Origin of the sequence: Nonlabens sp. (genome assembly GCF_047636915.1) — a bacterium.
Taxonomy (GTDB): Bacteria; Bacteroidota; Bacteroidia; order Flavobacteriales; family Flavobacteriaceae; genus Nonlabens.
Window position 1 is genome coordinate 32069 of record NZ_JBLIGN010000014.1, and the last position, 17363, is coordinate 49431.

Annotated in this window: 20 protein-coding genes; 12 read left to right on the forward strand and 8 right to left on the reverse strand. The window is 36.2% G+C overall.

Going from position 1 to position 17363, the window contains the following annotated elements; translation table 11 throughout:
- Window positions 1–218: 218 nt before the first annotated feature.
- Genes ACJAT0_RS04055 through ACJAT0_RS04065 form a run of 3 tightly spaced genes read left to right on the forward strand, consistent with a single transcriptional unit; the run spans window position 219 to window position 1299 of the window.
- Window positions 219–665 carry a hypothetical protein gene (locus ACJAT0_RS04055; RefSeq protein ID WP_415180633.1) on the forward strand — a complete coding sequence of 149 codons (447 nt, stop codon included), beginning with the start codon at window positions 219–221 and terminating at the stop codon, window positions 663–665.
- Window positions 665–1099 carry a hypothetical protein gene (locus tag ACJAT0_RS04060; protein WP_415180634.1) on the forward strand — a complete coding sequence of 145 codons (435 nt, stop codon included), beginning with the start codon at window positions 665–667 and terminating at the stop codon, window positions 1097–1099. Before ACJAT0_RS04055 ends, ACJAT0_RS04060 begins: the two co-directional genes overlap by 1 nt.
- On the forward strand, window positions 1099–1299 hold the full coding sequence (locus ACJAT0_RS04065; protein WP_374004564.1) for a helix-turn-helix transcriptional regulator: 201 nt from the start codon (window positions 1099–1101) through the stop codon (window positions 1297–1299). Before ACJAT0_RS04060 ends, ACJAT0_RS04065 begins: the two co-directional genes overlap by 1 nt.
- Window positions 1300–1611: 312 nt before the next feature.
- Here the strand turns inward: ACJAT0_RS04065 and ACJAT0_RS04070 are convergent, their stop codons facing one another.
- Entirely contained in the window at window positions 1612–2328 is a 717-nt protein-coding gene (locus ACJAT0_RS04070) for a hypothetical protein (protein ID WP_415180635.1), read from the reverse strand.
- 63 nt (window positions 2329–2391) lie between these two features.
- On the opposite strand from ACJAT0_RS04070, the gene ACJAT0_RS04075 reads away from it, so the two are divergent.
- Complete coding sequence (locus ACJAT0_RS04075; protein WP_415180636.1) at window positions 2392–2601, forward strand: hypothetical protein; 210 nt, start codon at window positions 2392–2394, stop codon at window positions 2599–2601.
- A gap of 855 nt (window positions 2602–3456) precedes the next feature.
- Here ACJAT0_RS04075 and smpB read toward each other — a convergent pair.
- Window positions 3457–3921: an SsrA-binding protein SmpB gene (gene smpB, locus ACJAT0_RS04080; RefSeq protein WP_374004567.1), complete on the reverse strand. Its 465-nt coding sequence runs from the start codon at window positions 3919–3921 to the stop codon at window positions 3457–3459.
- A gap of 217 nt (window positions 3922–4138) precedes the next feature.
- Here smpB and ACJAT0_RS04085 point away from each other — a divergent pair, with 217 nt between their 5' ends.
- Window positions 4139–4879: a DUF6503 family protein gene (locus ACJAT0_RS04085; RefSeq protein WP_415180637.1), complete on the forward strand. Its 741-nt coding sequence runs from the start codon at window positions 4139–4141 to the stop codon at window positions 4877–4879.
- Between the two features lie 302 nt (window positions 4880–5181).
- A complete protein-coding gene (locus ACJAT0_RS04090; RefSeq protein WP_415180649.1) occupies window positions 5182–6225 on the forward strand; it encodes a flavin-containing monooxygenase in 1044 nt (347 codons plus the stop codon).
- Between the two features lie 569 nt (window positions 6226–6794).
- Here ACJAT0_RS04090 and ACJAT0_RS04095 read toward each other — a convergent pair.
- Window positions 6795–7568, reverse strand: coding sequence for a S1/P1 nuclease (locus ACJAT0_RS04095; protein WP_415180638.1), 774 nt, complete (start codon window positions 7566–7568; stop codon window positions 6795–6797).
- Window positions 7569–7664: 96 nt separating this feature from the next.
- Complete coding sequence (locus ACJAT0_RS04100; RefSeq protein ID WP_415180639.1) at window positions 7665–8426, reverse strand: zinc-dependent peptidase; 762 nt, start codon at window positions 8424–8426, stop codon at window positions 7665–7667.
- A 182-nt stretch (window positions 8427–8608) separates the two neighbouring features.
- On the opposite strand from ACJAT0_RS04100, the gene ACJAT0_RS04105 reads away from it, so the two are divergent.
- Genes ACJAT0_RS04105 through ACJAT0_RS04120 form a run of 4 tightly spaced genes read left to right on the forward strand, consistent with a single transcriptional unit; the run spans window position 8609 to window position 11304 of the window.
- Window positions 8609–9943: a histidine kinase gene (locus ACJAT0_RS04105; RefSeq protein ID WP_415180640.1), complete on the forward strand. Its 1335-nt coding sequence runs from the start codon at window positions 8609–8611 to the stop codon at window positions 9941–9943.
- A 1-nt stretch (window position 9944) separates the two neighbouring features.
- Window positions 9945–10241 carry a 2TM domain-containing protein gene (locus ACJAT0_RS04110; RefSeq protein WP_415180641.1) on the forward strand — a complete coding sequence of 99 codons (297 nt, stop codon included), beginning with the start codon at window positions 9945–9947 and terminating at the stop codon, window positions 10239–10241.
- Window positions 10242–10244: 3 nt separating this feature from the next.
- The gene (locus ACJAT0_RS04115) at window positions 10245–10532 is read left to right on the forward strand and encodes a 2TM domain-containing protein (RefSeq protein WP_415180642.1); all 288 of its coding nucleotides are present in this window, start codon (window positions 10245–10247) and stop codon (window positions 10530–10532) included.
- Window position 10533: 1 nt separating this feature from the next.
- Entirely contained in the window at window positions 10534–11304 is a 771-nt protein-coding gene (locus tag ACJAT0_RS04120; RefSeq protein WP_415180643.1) for a LytR/AlgR family response regulator transcription factor, read from the forward strand.
- A gap of 148 nt (window positions 11305–11452) precedes the next feature.
- Here ACJAT0_RS04120 and ACJAT0_RS04125 read toward each other — a convergent pair whose 3' ends face one another.
- The 3 genes from ACJAT0_RS04125 to ACJAT0_RS04135 all read right to left on the reverse strand — a co-directional run bounded on the left by ACJAT0_RS04125 (window position 11453) and on the right by ACJAT0_RS04135 (window position 13816).
- Entirely contained in the window at window positions 11453–12064 is a 612-nt protein-coding gene (locus tag ACJAT0_RS04125; RefSeq protein ID WP_415180644.1) for a superoxide dismutase family protein, read from the reverse strand.
- Window positions 12065–12199: 135 nt separating this feature from the next.
- Window positions 12200–12454 carry a hypothetical protein gene (locus tag ACJAT0_RS04130; protein ID WP_415180645.1) on the reverse strand — a complete coding sequence of 85 codons (255 nt, stop codon included), beginning with the start codon at window positions 12452–12454 and terminating at the stop codon, window positions 12200–12202.
- 147 nt (window positions 12455–12601) lie between these two features.
- Complete coding sequence (locus ACJAT0_RS04135) at window positions 12602–13816, reverse strand: alpha/beta fold hydrolase (protein ID WP_374004641.1); 1215 nt, start codon at window positions 13814–13816, stop codon at window positions 12602–12604.
- A gap of 126 nt (window positions 13817–13942) precedes the next feature.
- Between ACJAT0_RS04135 and ACJAT0_RS04140 the strand changes: the two genes are divergently transcribed.
- Window positions 13943–14473, forward strand: a complete 531-nt coding sequence (locus ACJAT0_RS04140) for a SixA phosphatase family protein (RefSeq protein WP_415180646.1) — start codon at window positions 13943–13945, stop codon at window positions 14471–14473.
- A gap of 842 nt (window positions 14474–15315) precedes the next feature.
- Window positions 15316–15564, forward strand: coding sequence for a VF530 family DNA-binding protein (locus ACJAT0_RS04145; protein ID WP_374004642.1), 249 nt, complete (start codon window positions 15316–15318; stop codon window positions 15562–15564).
- Window positions 15565–15972: 408 nt separating this feature from the next.
- Here ACJAT0_RS04145 and ACJAT0_RS04150 read toward each other — a convergent pair.
- Window positions 15973–17363, reverse strand: a 1391-nt coding sequence (locus ACJAT0_RS04150; RefSeq protein ID WP_415180647.1) for a VPS10 domain-containing protein, incomplete at its 5' end; no start/stop codon positions are given.

The following is a 17363-nucleotide window of genomic DNA, read 5'->3' on the forward strand; positions in this document are numbered from 1 at the left end:
AACGTTTTTCTCCTTCTAGATCTGACTAGAATAGCTTGAGAATTGCATAATGTTGTTGGACAAAGGCTGTTTACAAAGGTGTGAAAACTTTTATTAGGGCAGCCATCTATCAACGTCCTATGTGAAATTAACCCTGAATTAGAATTTAATGATTAAAAACTACTTTACTTTCCTAAAAGTAAAGTATATTTGTCATTATAATAAAAATACTTTACGTTATGAAGATCGATTTTTTAAATAATTTATGTGAATATGAAAAGAAGGGTGGCGTTTTTCCACTTATACCTTATACGTTCAAATGGATTGGAGTTATAATTGCTATGGCAGCAGCAGGGATTCTTTTGGCAGTTAAAATAGTTGATTTACCACAGGGAGAGTTTTACAAACAACTCTTGATGCATGTGATATTAATAGGTTTATTTCTTTTTGTAATTGCTAAAGAGAAAAATGAAGACGAGCGTATTCTTAAATTGCGATATCGAGCTTTTGCTTTTGTATTGGGAACGGTTATGATATTGTTTATGCCTCTTGCAGCCATAGCCTTAGATGCTATAGCGCATAGATTGCCTTTAGAGTGGGAACAAGATCAAAGTATCTTTTTTATCATGTCTTCTTTCTTATTTTATTATTTGATGTATTTTCAGATTTTTAAAAGACAATTATAATGAACGATAAACAATTAGAAAAGGTCAGAAAAGGTGATTTTCTTCTACTACCACATTATATGAAATGGGTGGGGATCATCCCTGTTTTATTAGGTGTGACACTATTCTTTACTCAAGGTTACCAAAGCATTTTTAAGGGAGAAGTTTTAGTAGGTATAAGGGGTAATTTAGTTCTACTTGGGTTTTTACTAATTATTTTAAGTAAAGAAAAATTCCCTGATGAGCGCTTACTTAATATCCGTCACAAAGCGATGGCTTTTGCATTTATGCATGGAATGACTTTAGTAATAGTTCTTCCTTTTTTGAACTATTTTGCTGCCAGCTTATTGAATGTAAAGATGGTCACCTATTTTATGGATTTTGGTGTTTTTTCAGTATTCATTTTTCAAATGGTTTATTTGATCAACTACTGGCGTTTTAAACGAGATCTATAATGAAAAATACCGTTCATGTTCAGCGTGCTATTCATAAAATGACGCAAGCAGATCTGTCTGAGGTGATAGGTGTATCCCGACAGACCATTAATTCTATAGAAAAAAACAGGTATGTTCCTTCTACCGTGCTGGCTTTAAAAATTGCACAGCATTTTAAAACTCCAGTTGAACATATCTTTGAATTAGAAGAAGGAGATTAGGTTATAGACCAATTAGCACCGCAAGGAGCCCTTATATCCCCAAAACACCTAGGTTTCCAAATTTTCTGTTCTTTCTTTTTCCTTTTCTCTGCGTTAAAATTTACAAGCCGTAACATAAGCTATGCTTGAAAATGTATGCCTTAACAAAAGAAAGAAAAAATCCGCTAAATTCTCCGAAAACCTAAATGCTTTGAGTATATTTTGTGTCTATGCATCTCGTATTTTAGTGTCAATTAAAATCGCAATACACGTTACGATTTAATGGTCTGCTTTATTTAAACAAACCATAAATCAAATTATGTCAAGCTCATTTTAATTCGCGCTGGGCAGCACCTTCAAATTTGTAACAGGTATTTCTAGTCCGAAAAAGCTGCGATTTTGAGGAAGCATAAAACCTCCATCGGTCATTTTCCAATTGCTCCATGTTGCTTCAATTCCATCTAATGGAATAATACTCACCCACATTTTAAACGCAATAGGTTGGTGCATCTCATTCACTTCCCAGAGGTAAGAATCGCCGGGTGTGCTGCCGCCAGAATTATAGGTTACTAGAAGTTTTTCTTTTCCGTCTTCATTAATTAATTGTCGGGTGGTGCCTATATCCATAATTTTATGCGGAGCCACTACCCAAAAACTATCGTTATTAAAGTTTACTGCAGCATAGTCTATGGCATTTTGTTTTTCCTCTCCTTCTATTTGTTTACCTTCTTTAAAAGCAAAACTGGTTTGGGGATATTCTGTCTGGTAAGAAACGCGGTAATTATCCCAATAGACATTTACTATATTTTGTTCTAGCTTCCATTCATAGTGATTTACACCTCTAAAGGTCCAATGGATTTCATTAGCCTCTGTAAATTCCTTATGATGTATAGCGTCTAATATCTTTGAAGCCAATTCATCTGCAGGTTTTCCTGATGTTCCTTGAGGAATATCTTCGTTATAAAAGAGCTTTAAAACTACAAAGGCTATAAGAAGGAGCCCTAAAAATCCTAAAATACCTTTAAATAAAAAGCGAAATATTTTTTTCAAAGTCGTTGAAATTTATCAATTTATGGTAAAGATAAACTTAGAAGAACTTACACAAACAGATATATGGAATTATTAGGAATAGGATCGAGAATTAATCATGCGGAGTATGGTTTTGGGGTAGTAACTAATGTGAGTGCAAAAATGTATTGGGGGATATTTCAAAAAGAGGGACTAGAGACCATTGAATTAGATTTAGAATTTAAGCTTATCGAAGCTTGTGAAGATGACGTGGAGGCGGTGAGTTTTTATGATGTGGAAAAGTCACTACGTTAGATTCTAGAGGGGTTTAGTGATGTTACTAAAGTAGTTACTTTATCTGATAGATATAAAAATGGAAGCATGATCCTCAGACCAGCAGATCCTAATCTATCAGATAAAGAAATACCTATCAACACATTCTGGCATAAAACAGTCCTATTGCGCGATTGATTAAGGGTTATGGAATAGAAAATCAATAGCTCTTCAGAATTAGAAGATCAGCTTAAAATAGATTTACAGCAATATATCACACGTAGGTATGGCTGCTTGACCGCGTTAAATGTGCTTTATGCGATTTAAAACCAACAGTTTAATGGTAGTGGGAAGTGAAGAAGGGAGGCATTGGGCAGGTTGATCAGGAACTGCGTTCGAGATGCGAGGATGCAGTAACTCTTATCCTAATAAATTTAACAAGTAGAGGATAAGTGACAGACTAGTGGTATCGGTAAGTTAAAATCTGTGTGAATTACTGCATAGCAAAAATTTAGTCTAATCCTAATGTGGCAGGTTCTTTGGCACTTCTTTAATCTGTACGTTGAGAATTCATGGTGCAGTCTTTAGTCGCATCGCAATTTATTAAACATAGGACAGGATTGTTTAAGTGGTAGGGAAAGCAGGACTTATTTGAGTGTGATAGTTAGAGTGTTTTGTTACAAATTAATATCATTTTACCACAAGGCATCAAAGGGCGTTTGGAACCTGTGTCAATGATTTAGATATCTAATTCAAGTATTCAAAGGTAGGAGCTGCGTAAAGTTTGCTCGTGTGAAGCTTGCCGACTCTGTTATGTGCAGAGGACAACTAGTTAATGGTCAGCCGCAAGCGAAAATAAACCGAAGTACTAAAGGTTGTACCTACCACCTGCTAAAATTACGTACGGTGTTCCTTTTTAATCTGGTCCAGTCTCTTTTTATTATCACGATCCTTCATGGTCTCCCGTTTATCAAATAGCTTTTTACCTTTTGCAAGAGCTATATTTACTTTTGCAAAACCTTTGTTGTTGATGAATAATTTTAGCGGAATAATGGTATTTCCAGAATTCATAACCGCTTTTTCTAGCTTTCTAAGTTCTTTGCGATTGAGGAGTAATTTTCGCTCTGCTTTTGGTGCATGGTTAAAATAGGTAGCATGTGAATAGATCTGTACGGTCATGTTAATGATAAACAGCTCATTGTTCTTAAACTCGCAAAAACCTTCAGCGATGCTCGCTTTGCCTAAACGAATTGCCTTTATCTCCGTTCCTGCAAGGACAATTCCGGCGGTATATGTATCGAGAATCTCATATTCAAAGCGAGCTTTGCGATTCTTGATTTCTATTTTGTTTTTAAAATCCATAATAATGCCAAATGTACTTTATAATGATTGATAATAAATAGGTCTTATATTTTCTTTTAAGGAGAGAGAAAATATAAGCACAGCAATGGCTGAGGTTACAGGTTATAGTAAAATAAAAAGAAGACAGAATCGGAGGTAATCGATTATTTTAAACTACAATAGGTATAAGTAGCAAATATAATTGAATCGATGGCCGTTTCTCTTATATCTTTGTGAAATGAGAAAGAATGTTTTACTCCTATTAATTAGTACTATTATTTTAGTTTCCTGTGTTTCTAAAGAGCCAGACGCTCGTTCTATCATGAATAAGGCAATGAAAGCCCATGGTACTGATGTCGCTGCGCAAGGGATTTTATCATTTGATTTTAGAGGCATCAATTATTCTGTAGAACGCGATAAAGGAACCTATACTTATGAGCGTCATTTAATGATAGGAACAGACACGATTGTTGACCGCTTAGACAACGACGGTTTTTATCGGTTCAGTAATGGGATTAAATTACAATTAGCAGACTCTATGGCAACTCGCTACAAGGCCAGTTTAAATTCTGTGATCTATTTTGCCCAGTTGCCTTATAGTCTAGATGGTGATGCTATTGATTTGCGCTATCTTTCTCAAGATACCGTCAAAGGAAAAGCGTATCATGAAATTGAAGTCACTTTTAAGGAAGAAGGCGGCGGTGAGGATCATGAGGATGTTTTTGTGTATTGGATAAACGTAAAAGACAGCAGGATCGATTATTTAGCTTATTCCTATTGTGAAGAAGAATGTGGTTACCGCTTTCGCGAAAGTGAGAACCGTAGAAACTTCAACGGGGTGATTTTACAAGATTACAATAATTATAAATCGAAAAAGGGGGATCCAGATCTCTCTAAAATGGATGATCTATTTGAGGAGGGAAAGCTTTTGAAATTGAGTGATGTAGATTCAAAGCGAGCTATTTTTGAAAAAAAGTAGCGCTTTATATTAGTGCTTTACACCTCCTGTAAAACCCGTGGAAGAAAGAACGTTTCTCTTTTTTTTGGATAGGCGTCTGGAAGTGCGTTAGGCAATCTAGGAATGTATTTCTTAAATACAATAGTAAGTTTATCTTATCTGAAGCAGCTTTTTGTTTTTAGGTACTGACTGCTAAACAGTATTAATCAGCTCTAGCCATTCTGATAAAAGCTGGAATTACATGGTTTACGCCTTTTTTTAAATCAGCTTAAGTTTGATTACTTTTGAAGCCTTATCTGTAATGGATTCTAATGAAAAAAGAGATGTTGGATTATGTTGTAATTGGTGGTGCACAGGCAGGGTTATCTATGGCTTATCACTTAAAAAGGAAGGGTAAAAAGTTTATAGTTATTGATGGGGGAAAAGAAATAGGTGCCTCCTGGTTAAATCGCTGGGATTCTTTAAAGCTCTTTACACCAACTCAATACAATCATTTACCTGGTTTAAAATTTAATGCTCCCAAAGGACATTATCCAACTAAATTTGAGGTCGCAAACTATTTTAAATCATACGTAGAAGAATTAGAAATTCCTGTAAAGCTGAACACATTAGTGACATCCGTATGTAAAAAAGATGTGGGCTTTCAAGTAACGCATACAGATGGTGTTATGGAGGCTGAAAATGTTATCGTCGCTACTGGACCATTCCATACTCCTTATACGCCGCCTTGTCATACTAAGATTTCAGAGGAGATTCTTCAAATGCATAGCAACTTCTATAAAGGTACACATCAATTAGAAAATGGTGACGCACTAGTGGTAGGTGGTGGAGACTCTGGCTACCAAATTTTAAATGAAATTTCTAAAGATGGCTCTAGAACGGTTTATTTTTCTGGCGATACTGCGGTGAAGTCTATGCCGCAAATATTTTTAGGTAAAACCATATGGTGGTGGTTTACATTGACCGGTTTTTTGAGCTTTAACAAGTACAGTTGGTTAGGGAAGAAAATAAACTCTTTTAAACAACCAGTCATAGGAACTGATGTTAAAGAGATTCTTTCTAGAAACAATGTGATCTCTGTGGGGAGAACAAATGATGCGTTAAATAATGAGATTATTTTTGAAAATCAAAAAACGTCTGCGATTAAAAATGTGGTTTGGGCCACAGGCTACCGTCCTAATTTTAAATGGATAGAAGGATTAGAACTCGATGCAGATAGTTATCCTAAAAACTATAGAGGTTTAAGTAATATACAAGGCCTCTATTTTATAGGTTTGCCATGGATGCACACTCGTGGGTCTGCAACTTTAGGTGGCGTTTCGAAAGACGCTAGTTATTTGGTAGATAGAATGTGTGCCGTGAGTTAAAAGTAATCTTTAGAATTCTCTCAAAATTTATTTGACAAAGTCTGCCCTTACAGAATCTCAGTATCCTAGAAGATTTGGGCCTAAAATCGCTAACCTTGGGGAAAAGCTTGCACAAATTTATCAGGGATCGACTTGTTTTTCCTCAACGATCTATTGAATCTCAATCTTGTTCTTTCTGTATATGGGATCTTTATCATCATTCTCAGTGATTTTACAAATCTTCATCTTGTTCCATATGTATCTGGTATTTCTACAGACATACTACTTGATTTAGGGAACCTTGTTGGAGTCCCAAATTTATCAAGGATTTGCTAGAGTTATTTCGATGTTTGTTGAGGCGCTCTTTCTTCCGATCGCTCTATCGGGATTGGAAGAAATAGGAGATAGAACTATTGGTAAGCTTTACAAACCATCAGAAAAAGCACAAAATGCAAACATGAATTGTTGTACCACGTCTGGTAACTTTGTAAAAAATGTGACATGGCGTGTAAAAAGAAGTAAAAAGCTCTAGAATAATTCTAGAGCTTTTTTTATTTTTATTTTCACAAAAGCGATACAAATAATATCTTTTATCCCAGAACTTCATTCAATAAAGCAGCAAGTCTCACGCCACCTTTTTGTAACTGACCACGTAACGTATCAAAATATTGATACATGTAGCGGTAGCTTAATTTTTCATCTTCCTTCGTATTGGCATAAATATCTTTTACGAGCACACGGCTGTCTGCTAGCCAGTCTCTATGCGTACCGCTTCCCATAGTTTTGCGCTCTTTCTTAGTGAGCTCTGGCATATTAGTTGCCAGTTCTGAATACGACATGCCATAGCTCTCTATCATTTGGCTGTCCCAGACGCGGTGTAAGTTAGTTCCGTCTCTAAACCATTGTACTTGAAAGTCGTTACCACCTTTATCGTCACTTAATCCTGTGTGCATAGGCTGGTGAAGGTCTCCTATAAAATGTATCAGCAGGCGCAATTGAAAAGCCTTTTCTTCTTTAGTGGCAGTTTTTGATTTCAAGGTTGCTATACAAGTGTCGATGGCTTCAATAATATCACCACGTTCACTTTTAGGATGGTTTTCATAATCAGTTTCAAAGGGAATATTTACATAATGCTTAGGTCCATACATTCTATAAAGTGTGTCACTTTTAATATCGTCTGCAAAAGTTGAAACGAAGGCTAATGATTCTCCATCAAGTAATATTGCAATAGCTTTTCTAGCTTTTTTAGTAAGGTATTGTTCAGCAATTGCACCTGTAGTGCGGTGACCTGTTTTTCCCCAATCGCCTGCATGAGCATTAAATGAAGAACAGATAATAAGTAGAAGTAATAAGAAGTTGCGCATCGGTATTTTTTAAACGAAGGTAAGTGGCAACTCCCATTTTTAGGTTACGCAGGTGTTAAAAATCTAGAGCTTTTATGATTTAAGTTTTTTCTTCTTCTAGGGATTAAAACACAGGTTCAGCATTTTGTATATTTCTGGATGTTTTCTCCTCATTAATTGAGGTCTGGAGAAAAAATATTCTGAGCTCACTGCAAAGAATTCGGCTTGATTTGTTGCTGCATAGGATCTTATGTCGGACTCATCCCGACGGATGGCTTCCATTTCTTGAGGCATTACATGGAGCCATGGAATGATACAAGAGTTATCTAATAAAGCATCTGGAAGTCCATCCACCGCTCCATCTATTTTGTCTAAGAGATGCACAAATTCGTGAATCCCTCTATTAAGTTGATCCGTATCGTTTTTAATTCCGTGGTGTAAAGCCTTTCTAGAAAGAATCATTTGTTTTTCAAAACGTCCTGTGCCTTCCAGTCCACCTATCATGCGGTTGGGATCTTTATTTTTATACCCTAAATTTTCATTAAAGTTATCGGGATAAATTACAACACCAGTGAGGTTATTATAACGCCACTCTTTGAATTTAAAAACAGGAATAACAGCGCTGGCTGCAACAAGAATCTCGTCCAATTCTTCTAGTTCAAAACCCACGGAATCCACATAGGTTTCTTCAAGAAAAGCCGCCATTCTCTGACGGAATATTTGCTGTTCTTTCTCATTTAATTTTTGGTAAAACGACACCTGTTTAAGAAGCGGTTCATGCCAAGACGCTTGGTCCGTAATAGGGTGTGGTCTGGAATTGTGAAAGAGTAGAAAGTAGAGAATGCAAGCCGCAATAAGCGGAATGATCAAATAAATCATTAAAGTTTTTTGTGGAAATAAAGTAGATGTAATTTTATGATCAACCGTATTTTTTTACAAAAGTACAACTCAGATGTCCTATGCTACAATTGAGTAGTTTTAGTTTTTCCGAGCCCCTTCCTTTTAGCATATTTATGGTATTCTAAAAGAATGAAGTATTTTTAGTCCGTAAAATAGGAAACATGACTTTTAAGAGTTTTATAAAATTCATATTAGCGAGTATTGCGATCTCTATAGGGGTCAATCTGATAAATGCCTATAGTAGAGGTTCTTTCTTGACATGGGAACAAGAATTAGAAACATTTGGCATCAATCTATTGTTTGCTGTGGTATTAAGTGTCAGCAATCAAGCGTGGTTTGAATTTATGACTAAAAAGTACTCCTGGCAGGAGCACACTTTAAAACGTGTGATTTGGGGAGCTTTAGGTGGTGTTATAATCACTATGATTTCACTTTTTTTACTCAATTTATTTACATCAGTAGTTATTTATAAGGTTACTTGGAAAGGGTATATCAGTAATCAAAGCTTGGGCTGGTATGTGTTTGGTCTTGTCTTAACTCTTGTAATAACACTTATTTATCATGCGGTCTATTTTTTCAAATTATCTCAGGCAAAAAAAGTAAACGACCAAAAAGTAATTGCAAGGTCAGCCACAGCACAATTTGATGCGTTGAAAAACCAGCTGGATCCACATTTTTTGTTCAATAGTTTAAATGTCCTCGTTTCTCTTATAGAAGAGAATCCCAAAGCAGCTACAAAATTTACCACGTCACTTTCTAAAGTATACAGATATGTATTAGAACAACGTAATAAGGAACTTGTTTCTGTGGATGAAGAACTCAGTTTTGCTCGCGCTTATGTTGGGTTGCTCAAAACAAGATTTGAGGACAGTATTCAAATAGATATTCCAGAAAAGAGCCATATTCCAGATGCTCAAGTAGTGCCATTATCACTACAGTTGTTGCTTGAAAATGCCGTTAAACATAACATAGTAAGCGATAGCAAACCTTTGAAATTGCGTATTTATGAGGAAGGAAATCAACTGATCATAGAAAATAACTTGCAAAAAAAACAAGTAGCACAGAGCAGTACTGGAGTAGGCCTTCAAAATATCGCATCTCGTTATCAATTGCTTACAGACCGAAAAATGAGTATTGCTGAAAATAAAACACACTTCAAAGTACACATACCCATTTTAACTAATACACCAGAAATAGTAACCTCAAATAACAACGACATGGTAACGGTTGAAGATACCAAGTTGGTCAAAGCAAAACAACGTGTAAAAAGCATTAAAGGTTTTTATGATGATGTAGTAAAGACGTTTGGAATTGTAATATTTCTAGCTGCGATTAACTATTTCACGTCAGACTTCCCTTGGGCTATTTTTCCAGCAATAGGGATGGGTATAGGACTTCTTTTTAAATATTTACACACTTTTGAAAAAAGTGCTTTTCTAGGGAAAGGTTGGGAAGAACGCAAGATCAGTGAATTTATGAATGATAAAAGCTTTTAACATGGAAACAGAAGAAACATATCAAGAACGCTACACAAGGGCAAAAGCTCGTGTAGAAGATATAAGAGATTTTTACAGCCATGTTTTAATTTACATCGTTGTAAATATAGGTATCGCATCACTCAATTATTATCAAAATGAATGGGAAACAGCATGGTTTTTATTTACGCTAGGTGGTTGGGGAATAGGTCTTGTAAGTCATGCTTTAGGGACTTTTGGTGCAAATCCGTTTACTGGAAAAGATTGGGAAGAGCGCAAGATTCAAGAATTAATAAAGAAAGAAAAAAACACAAATTAGATTATGGAAATTATAAATAGAAAAAATAAATCTTTTGAAATTGCCAAGCAAAAAGTAAAGAAGATCATTAGTTTCTACAACCATTTTTTTTTGTTTATTGTAGTTTATTTTTTTATTTTTATGGCTCTGTTGACCTACTTTGGAAATTTAAAACCGCTACTAATCATAAGTGTTTTGGGTTGGGGAATAGGGTGGTTTGTTTTTGCTAAAAAGATACACCATTGGAACCCTTTTTTGAGCAGAGACTCCGAGAAACCGAAGGTTCAAGAATTTTTAAAAGAACAAGACTAGGATGAAAACCATTATAATAGAAGACGAAAAGCCCAGCGCTAGACGACTTAATCGCATGTTAGAGGTGTTGAATATTACACCAGATCTTATGTTACATTCAGTACACGAGTCTGTAGAGTATTTACTCAATAATCCAGCGCCAGATTTGATATTTTTAGATATTCAATTGAGTGACGGTCTTTCTTTTGAGATTTTTGATCAAGTGGAGATCAAAAGTGCCATTATTTTTACCACTGCTTATGATGAATATGCATTGCAGGCTTTTAAACTCAATAGTATAGACTATTTGTTGAAGCCTATTGATGAAGAAGAATTGATGGCAGCAGTTGATCAATTTAGATTGCGCTTTCGCCAAAGCCAGAACAGCAACAAAGCTGCAATTATTAATTTTGAAGAGATCGCAAAACTACTGGGAAATCCCATCGAGCGTAATTATAAAAAACGATACACGGCTAGAGTAGGGGAGCACCTTAAATTATTTCATACAGATGATGTGCAGTTATTCTATTCAGAGAATAAGGGAACCTATTTAAGTATTGAAAATGGGAGGAATTATTTGATCGATACAAAATTAGAGTCCTTATTAGAGGAATTGGATCCAAAACAGTTTTTCCGTATTTCTAGACAAGCGATCATTCATATAAAGGCGATTGACGACATGATTTCTTATACAAATTCAAGAATACAGATTAAAATTAATTCTTTTAAAGAATTTGATTTAATCGTAAGTAGAGAAAGAGTTAAGGAGTTTAGAGCTTGGCTGGAGAAGTAGTCTGTTTACTCATAAAAGACAAAAATTGACATAATAAAAGTCTGCAAGAAATAATCTTGCAGACTTTATATCATCAGACCAATTTAAGTTTTACAACAACGAGACACCATTCAGCATCTAATGTTCCAACTCTTATAAGGTGCTTAAATTACTCAATTACTCCACAAGCTTCCCGAGCTCCAGCTGCTCCGCTAGGTTGAGATTTAAAATCGTCTGCACTGGCATGTACGATAACTCCTTTACCTAAAATATTTCTCTTCTCATCATCACATCCGATACACCACTTATCGGTAGAGAATTCTAGTTTTGCTTTACCATCGGCTGCTACTTCTAAGTTTCCTATATCACCAGAGTGGTGCATGTTTTCTCCCCATTTCCCATGGTCTTCCATAGTAGGATCCCAATGGCCGCCAGCGCTTTTACCATCGTCAGAACTACAGTCTCCGTTTTGGTGAATGTGTATCGCATGGGCACCTTCTTTTAACCCATTTAATTCTACGTACATTTTCACCTCTTCCTTTCCTTGAACAAAAGTTATTTCACCGCTTACCTCACTACCGCTTTTTGCAGACATAGTCACGATTACTTTTTTATCTACCATTAAGGTAGTTTCGTCATGATCATGGCTGTCCTGATCCATTCCTTCTTCATAAGATTTTTCTTTCTCATCAGTTGGCTTTTCAGTTTCTTTTCCCTCTTTACAAGAAGTGACGCTCATTGTTAAGGCAAATGCCATTATTCCGATTGCTAATTTTTTCATTATTTGGTTATTTTGGATTTCTTACTTTATGTTAAAAATAAGAATTTATAAGAAGACTGTATCACAAGAGTTTCTCAAATTTCATTGGATTGTGGTTTCCCATTTTTAGGTTTTCCATAGCGTTTAATAAGAGGTCTATCTTTCTTTGGGAGTCTTTTGCGTTATAAATATAATATTCTTTTGCTTTTTTGGCAGTAGCTTTTCAAAAATTTTATAGGCTTCGCAATCACTTAAAAGAACTGCTTTTAGTTCCTCAGTCATAGGTGTTTGATATTTGCTCGTACCTTTTTGCAGGATCACCTTCAAAGATTCACCTTGAGATAGGTCTAATATCTGTTGGTTAGCTTTAGAAAATATCAAAAGAGTCATTTCTTTTTGTGATTCCAGCATATGATGTGAGCTGGTTTTTGCGAGAACTCATTTGGGCAACGACTCTTTTGATTTTGTCTTGTGTAAGTTAACCTGCTATATCTTCCGGAAGGAGGAGGATTCCCATAAAACCGTTTGAACCCATGGAAGTGTCCAATTCAAAGGCCATTACGTTATTAATTTTGTGATTACCTGTGTTTCGGAATGTAATGTTTTATGGACAGGACATTTATTTGCTATTTGTAGGATTCTGTTGATTTGTTTATCGTCCAGATCTCCTGTAACTTTTATTTCTCTAGTAAACGTATCTATTTTTGCCGCGTCTTCTTCACAATTCTTACCGTCTGTAGCATGCTGTTGATCATAATTTACATGACATTCGATATTTTTTATGTTCCATTTTTTCCGTTTGGCATACATTTGTACAGTCATTACCGTACACGCTGCCAGACCACTAGAAAGCAAATCATACGGAGTTGGTCCATAATTGGTACCACCAGCACTTTCTGGCTCATCTGCTGTGAAGTGATGTTTTCCTGTTACTATTTGAGTCGCAAAGCCTTCTTCATGATCCAAACTTGCCGCCACTTGATTCGTAGTTTTTAACTTGTTATCCTCATCTTGTTCTACATATCTCGAAGCCCAGCTGGCAATCAATTGACCTATGTACTCAGAGTCCTTTTTTTTCATTAGAAGATGATCTGCTCCATCGAGGCTTACAAAACTTTTAGGATGTAAGGCAGCATGATACAATTTTTCGGCATGTGCAATTCCTACGGTTTGATCTTGTGGAGAATGGGCAATGAGAATAGGTTTTCTCAGTTCTTTTAAAGTTTTGGTTACTTGTTGCTCGTTGAGATCTTTTAAGAATTGTTCTTTGATGTGGAAGGACCTACCGCTTAGTTCAACAGTTGCTTGTCCGTTTTCGGTAATGGCTGTGAGTTGATCTCCAAATAGGTGTCGCACATGTTTTGTGTCACTAGGTGCTCCTATGGTGGCGATGGCTTTTATAGAGCTCGCTTTCGCGGAAGCAAAAATAGCAGCAGCACCTCCTAAACTATGACCTATTAATAAAGAAGGCGCTTTGTAGTTTGTTTTCAGATAGTCCACCGCAGCCAATAAATCTTCCACATTGCCAGAAAAATTAGTGTCTGCAAAATCACCGTCAGAATCTCCCAAACCTGTAAAATCAAACCTTAAAACACCATAGCCAGCTGTAGTAAGCGCGCGTGATATGTTCTTGGTGGCGCTGAAATTCTTGCCGCAGGTAAAACAATGTGCAAAAATGGCATAATTATGAGGTGCCCGATTTACTGGCAATTCTAGCCTGCCGCTTAATTCATATCCATTTGCATTTTCAAATCGGATTTTCTCAAAATTCATCTCGTTGATTTTCTTTAAAAATAACGTCTTTTTATCACAGTGCCGTATTGCGTTCACTTATTATGGTAAATATGTAGAGACTTTCTTATAAGTTTCTATACTTTTACACGAATAGACCTATTCAAAATGAAAAACTTAATTTTCCTACTTGCACTATCACTGGTTTCTTGCATGAACAATGACTCAGATAAAACGCCTGAAGAAAAACAAAAAGAACAACTGACTACCTTTTATTTTATACGTCATGCAGAGAAAGCTGCAGATCAGGGTAGCGATCCAGAACTGACAGAAAAAGGAGTGAAAAGAGCGGTGAATTGGGTGAATTATTTCTTTTTAAAAGACGTAGATCATGTGATCTCTTCTAATTATAAGAGAACTAAGGCCACAGCAGCACCCCTCGCAAAAGCAAAAAAATTAGGAGTAGAAATCTATGATGTGAAAACGGTAGACGGAATATCGCTCCTAGAAACGTATAGAGGTAAAACGGTTGCTTTATACGGTCATAGCAATACCATTAATGCTTATGCCAATGCACTGCAGACAGATTCTATCTATAACGACCTTAAAGAAACAGATTACGATCACTTTTTTATTGCACGAGTAGACAAAGATGGGAATTCCAACGTTGTTAAGGAGTCTACAGATTTTGTGGAGTAAGTTAATGGGTGTTCGACAGGGATGAAAATAAGGTTGATTTAAAACTTCTATATCTTGGTGAAAAGATCAAAGAACCCTCTGTTGCATAAATATGGGACTGCAACTAGTTGCTAATTTTTATAAGACCTTCCATTTTAATAATAATAATTTATGGTGTTAAATCTTTTTTTTAATGCTGAGTACTAACAATCAATCCTTATCACAGAATGAAAATATTAAGCTGGAATCTACATCATCTAGAAGGAGATCTGGATAGCGACATCAACAACTCTCGCAAGCAATTGATCATGGATCATGATGCCGATATTGTGATTCTTACCAACACCAAGCTAAAATTTTTTATAGGAGGCACGTACAAAAGAATTTCTACCACAGGAATACCTTTGCGACATGACGGTATCACCTATAAAGAAGGAGAAACTAGAGTGAGTATTTACACCAAGTATCCTATTAAAAACAAAGTAAAAACCTTTGACAATTACACCAGCGTTTGTCAAATGATAGAAACGCCATTAGGCAACTTAAATGTGTATGGAACAATAGTAGGTGCAAAAAAGGAGCTTTTTGAATCTGATTTTGTAGAGCAAAAAGAGGATCTTGTGAGAATAGAAGGCGCGATATGTTATGCAGGTGATTTGAATACTTCTTTTACAGGTACTTTAGTACCTGATGAAAAAACCGTTAATGAGTTCCAAGAGTTCTTTAAGGATCAAAATATGGCAGTCCTCACTGCTGATTTTGAAAATACCACTCACCATGTTACGTTGAGTAAATCTTTCTTAAAAGGAAATACCACTCAAGTAGAATTATTTGCGGTGGATGCGCAGCTGTCTGATCACGAGATGATCGTGGTAGAGATTAAAGAAAAAGAAATCAAGAAGCAAGAAAACAACCCGTTGCACGGTGTGAAACTATCTTACATGCTAGAAAAACTGGTCGATCACTACGGCTGGGATGAACTGGGCGATCGCATCAGAATCAATTCTTTTAACTCCAATCCAGGTATCAAATCCAGTTTGAAGTTTTTACGTAAAACAGATTGGGCTAGGAAGAAAGTAGAGGATTTGTATTTATTTACTTTTGAGGAGTAGTTGTGAGCTTTGTCCCGATGCTTATCGGGATTAAGCTTTGAGTGGATGATTTTTTGAGTATTACGTCCTAAAGATGCTGAATGACTTTTGATTTTTTTGATAAATTTATTTTGTAATTCATAGTATCTGTTAGATAATACTTTGTTTCTCTGCCTGAGACACTTAGTCTATACGGTGCTTGAAAAATACGAGGATTCAAAATTTATCTAAATCTATCGGATTGACTTTTTTATAAACTCTGATAAAGAAGAATCTAAACATGTACGTCACATACAGTTTTTTTTAGAAGCATATATATATATTCAATCGCCTATGTGTATCCCGCGTCGAGCGCGGGAAAACAAAACAAATTGTCATAATCAAAGTGTGCGATCAAAGCTCAAAACTGATAGCTCACGAACTCAAAGACTACTCCTTAAACATATCCACTGTCACCAGTTTCATCTCCTTCACAAAAGCGTTCCATTCTTTGTTTAGAAAGTTCTTAGCCTCTGTATTCACCGCTAACGCAAGAGCTTTTGCTTGGTTGTACAATTGTGTTTCTGTGGCGGTTTGTGCCCCTTGACGACTCCCTATATAGCTTGCAGCACCATACATGCGATTCATGACGGTCATTTCAGGATTGCGAGTAATTCCCTGACGTTTATCTGGTGTTCCGAAGTATTTATTCTGAAGTTTCTCCAGTTGTTTTACTATAGAATCAGTGGCTTTTATTTGTTCTTTAAAAGCTTTTTTGTTTTGACTTGTGAGTAACTTTTTAAAGCTATCAGCTACTTTTTTATTTTTTGAAAGTTGAGAAGTTACTGCCTCCACATCGCTCATTAAAGACTGCAACTGATCTTGCGCTGCACGCATTTCTTTGCGATGGGCCATTGTGTATTCATCTATACGTGGATCTTCTTTTACTTCAATCATTTGTTCACTGGTTATTTCTCCATAACACAATACCGCTTTATAGCTTCCAGGCAGTACATCTTTACCACTAGGCTCTCTTTTAGAATTGTTGATTTTGCGCGATGGTGACGGCATTCCTTTTTCGTCTAGCCTCCACGACCAGTTGTAAACACCTTTTTCTTTAGGTATTTTACGATTCAAGGTTCTGATCAATTGGTCGCCTTTATATATTTTTAAAAATAGAGAATCTGACTTGATGGTGTCGGTTTTGGCTTTCAAATCTTTGTCAAAGAAGTATTTGAATTGTCCTATTGGACTGCTGCGATTTTCTCCATGAAACATGGCATCAGCTCCAAATCTACTTCCTGTAGGCTGCTGGTAGCTGGCAAAGTAGGCGGTAGGGGGCTCGTATAATGCAATAGGTTGTTCTGGTCTCGCTTTCGCGAAAGCGGTAAAAGGTTCTAAATCATCCAATACCCAAGCAGCTCTACCGAAAGTTCCAATAATCAAATCGTCCTCACGTGGATGGATGACTAAATCCTTTACAGAAACCGTAGGGAAACCGTTGGTGTATTTGGTCCAGTTATCACCAGCGTCAATGCTTACATAAAGACCGTCATCAGTACCTAAAAAGACCAAATTGTTCTCTTCTGGATGTTCGATTATACAAAGTACATAACTGATCACGTCGTCCTGATCGACAATACGTGTCCAGTTTTTCCCATAGTCAGTAGTGCGGTAAGCATAAGGCTCAAAATTGAACCTGCGGTAATCGTTTGCAACGAGTAGGGCATGACCTTTCTTCGTTTGAGAAGCCTTTATTTGAGTAATCCAACTGCCTTTGGGCAATCCTTTTAAACCTTTAGAAATGTCATCCCAGCTACTACCGCCGTTTTTAGTAACAT

Bases quoted from the DNA above. Each gene is read 5' to 3' on its own strand.
- ACJAT0_RS04125 (WP_415180644.1), bottom strand. From the start codon at position 12,064: ATGAAAAAATTAGCAATCGGAATAATGGCATTTGCCTTAACAATGAGC.
- ACJAT0_RS04100 (WP_415180639.1), bottom strand. From the start codon at position 8,426: ATGATTTATTTGATCATTCCGCTTATTGCGGCTTGCATTCTCTACTTT.
- ACJAT0_RS04110 (WP_415180641.1), top strand. From the start codon at position 9,945: ATGGAAACAGAAGAAACATATCAAGAACGCTACACAAGGGCAAAAGCT.
- smpB (WP_374004567.1), bottom strand. From the start codon at position 3,921: ATGGATTTTAAAAACAAAATAGAAATCAAGAATCGCAAAGCTCGCTTT.
- ACJAT0_RS04105 (WP_415180640.1), top strand. From the start codon at position 8,609: ATGACTTTTAAGAGTTTTATAAAATTCATATTAGCGAGTATTGCGATC.
- ACJAT0_RS04090 (WP_415180649.1), top strand. From the start codon at position 5,182: ATGTTGGATTATGTTGTAATTGGTGGTGCACAGGCAGGGTTATCTATG.
- ACJAT0_RS04085 (WP_415180637.1), top strand. From the start codon at position 4,139: ATGAGAAAGAATGTTTTACTCCTATTAATTAGTACTATTATTTTAGTT.
- ACJAT0_RS04145 (WP_374004642.1), top strand. From the start codon at position 15,316: ATGATCGTGGTAGAGATTAAAGAAAAAGAAATCAAGAAGCAAGAAAAC.
- ACJAT0_RS04095 (WP_415180638.1), bottom strand. From the start codon at position 7,568: ATGCGCAACTTCTTATTACTTCTACTTATTATCTGTTCTTCATTTAAT.
- ACJAT0_RS04060 (WP_415180634.1), top strand. From the start codon at position 665: ATGAACGATAAACAATTAGAAAAGGTCAGAAAAGGTGATTTTCTTCTA.
- ACJAT0_RS04130 (WP_415180645.1), bottom strand. From the start codon at position 12,454: ATGCTGGAATCACAAAAAGAAATGACTCTTTTGATATTTTCTAAAGCT.
- ACJAT0_RS04075 (WP_415180636.1), top strand. From the start codon at position 2,392: ATGGAATTATTAGGAATAGGATCGAGAATTAATCATGCGGAGTATGGT.
- ACJAT0_RS04055 (WP_415180633.1), top strand. From the start codon at position 219: ATGAAGATCGATTTTTTAAATAATTTATGTGAATATGAAAAGAAGGGT.
- ACJAT0_RS04115 (WP_415180642.1), top strand. From the start codon at position 10,245: ATGGAAATTATAAATAGAAAAAATAAATCTTTTGAAATTGCCAAGCAA.
- ACJAT0_RS04120 (WP_415180643.1), top strand. From the start codon at position 10,534: ATGAAAACCATTATAATAGAAGACGAAAAGCCCAGCGCTAGACGACTT.
- ACJAT0_RS04135 (WP_374004641.1), bottom strand. From the start codon at position 13,816: ATGAATTTTGAGAAAATCCGATTTGAAAATGCAAATGGATATGAATTA.
- ACJAT0_RS04140 (WP_415180646.1), top strand. From the start codon at position 13,943: ATGAAAAACTTAATTTTCCTACTTGCACTATCACTGGTTTCTTGCATG.
- ACJAT0_RS04065 (WP_374004564.1), top strand. From the start codon at position 1,099: ATGAAAAATACCGTTCATGTTCAGCGTGCTATTCATAAAATGACGCAA.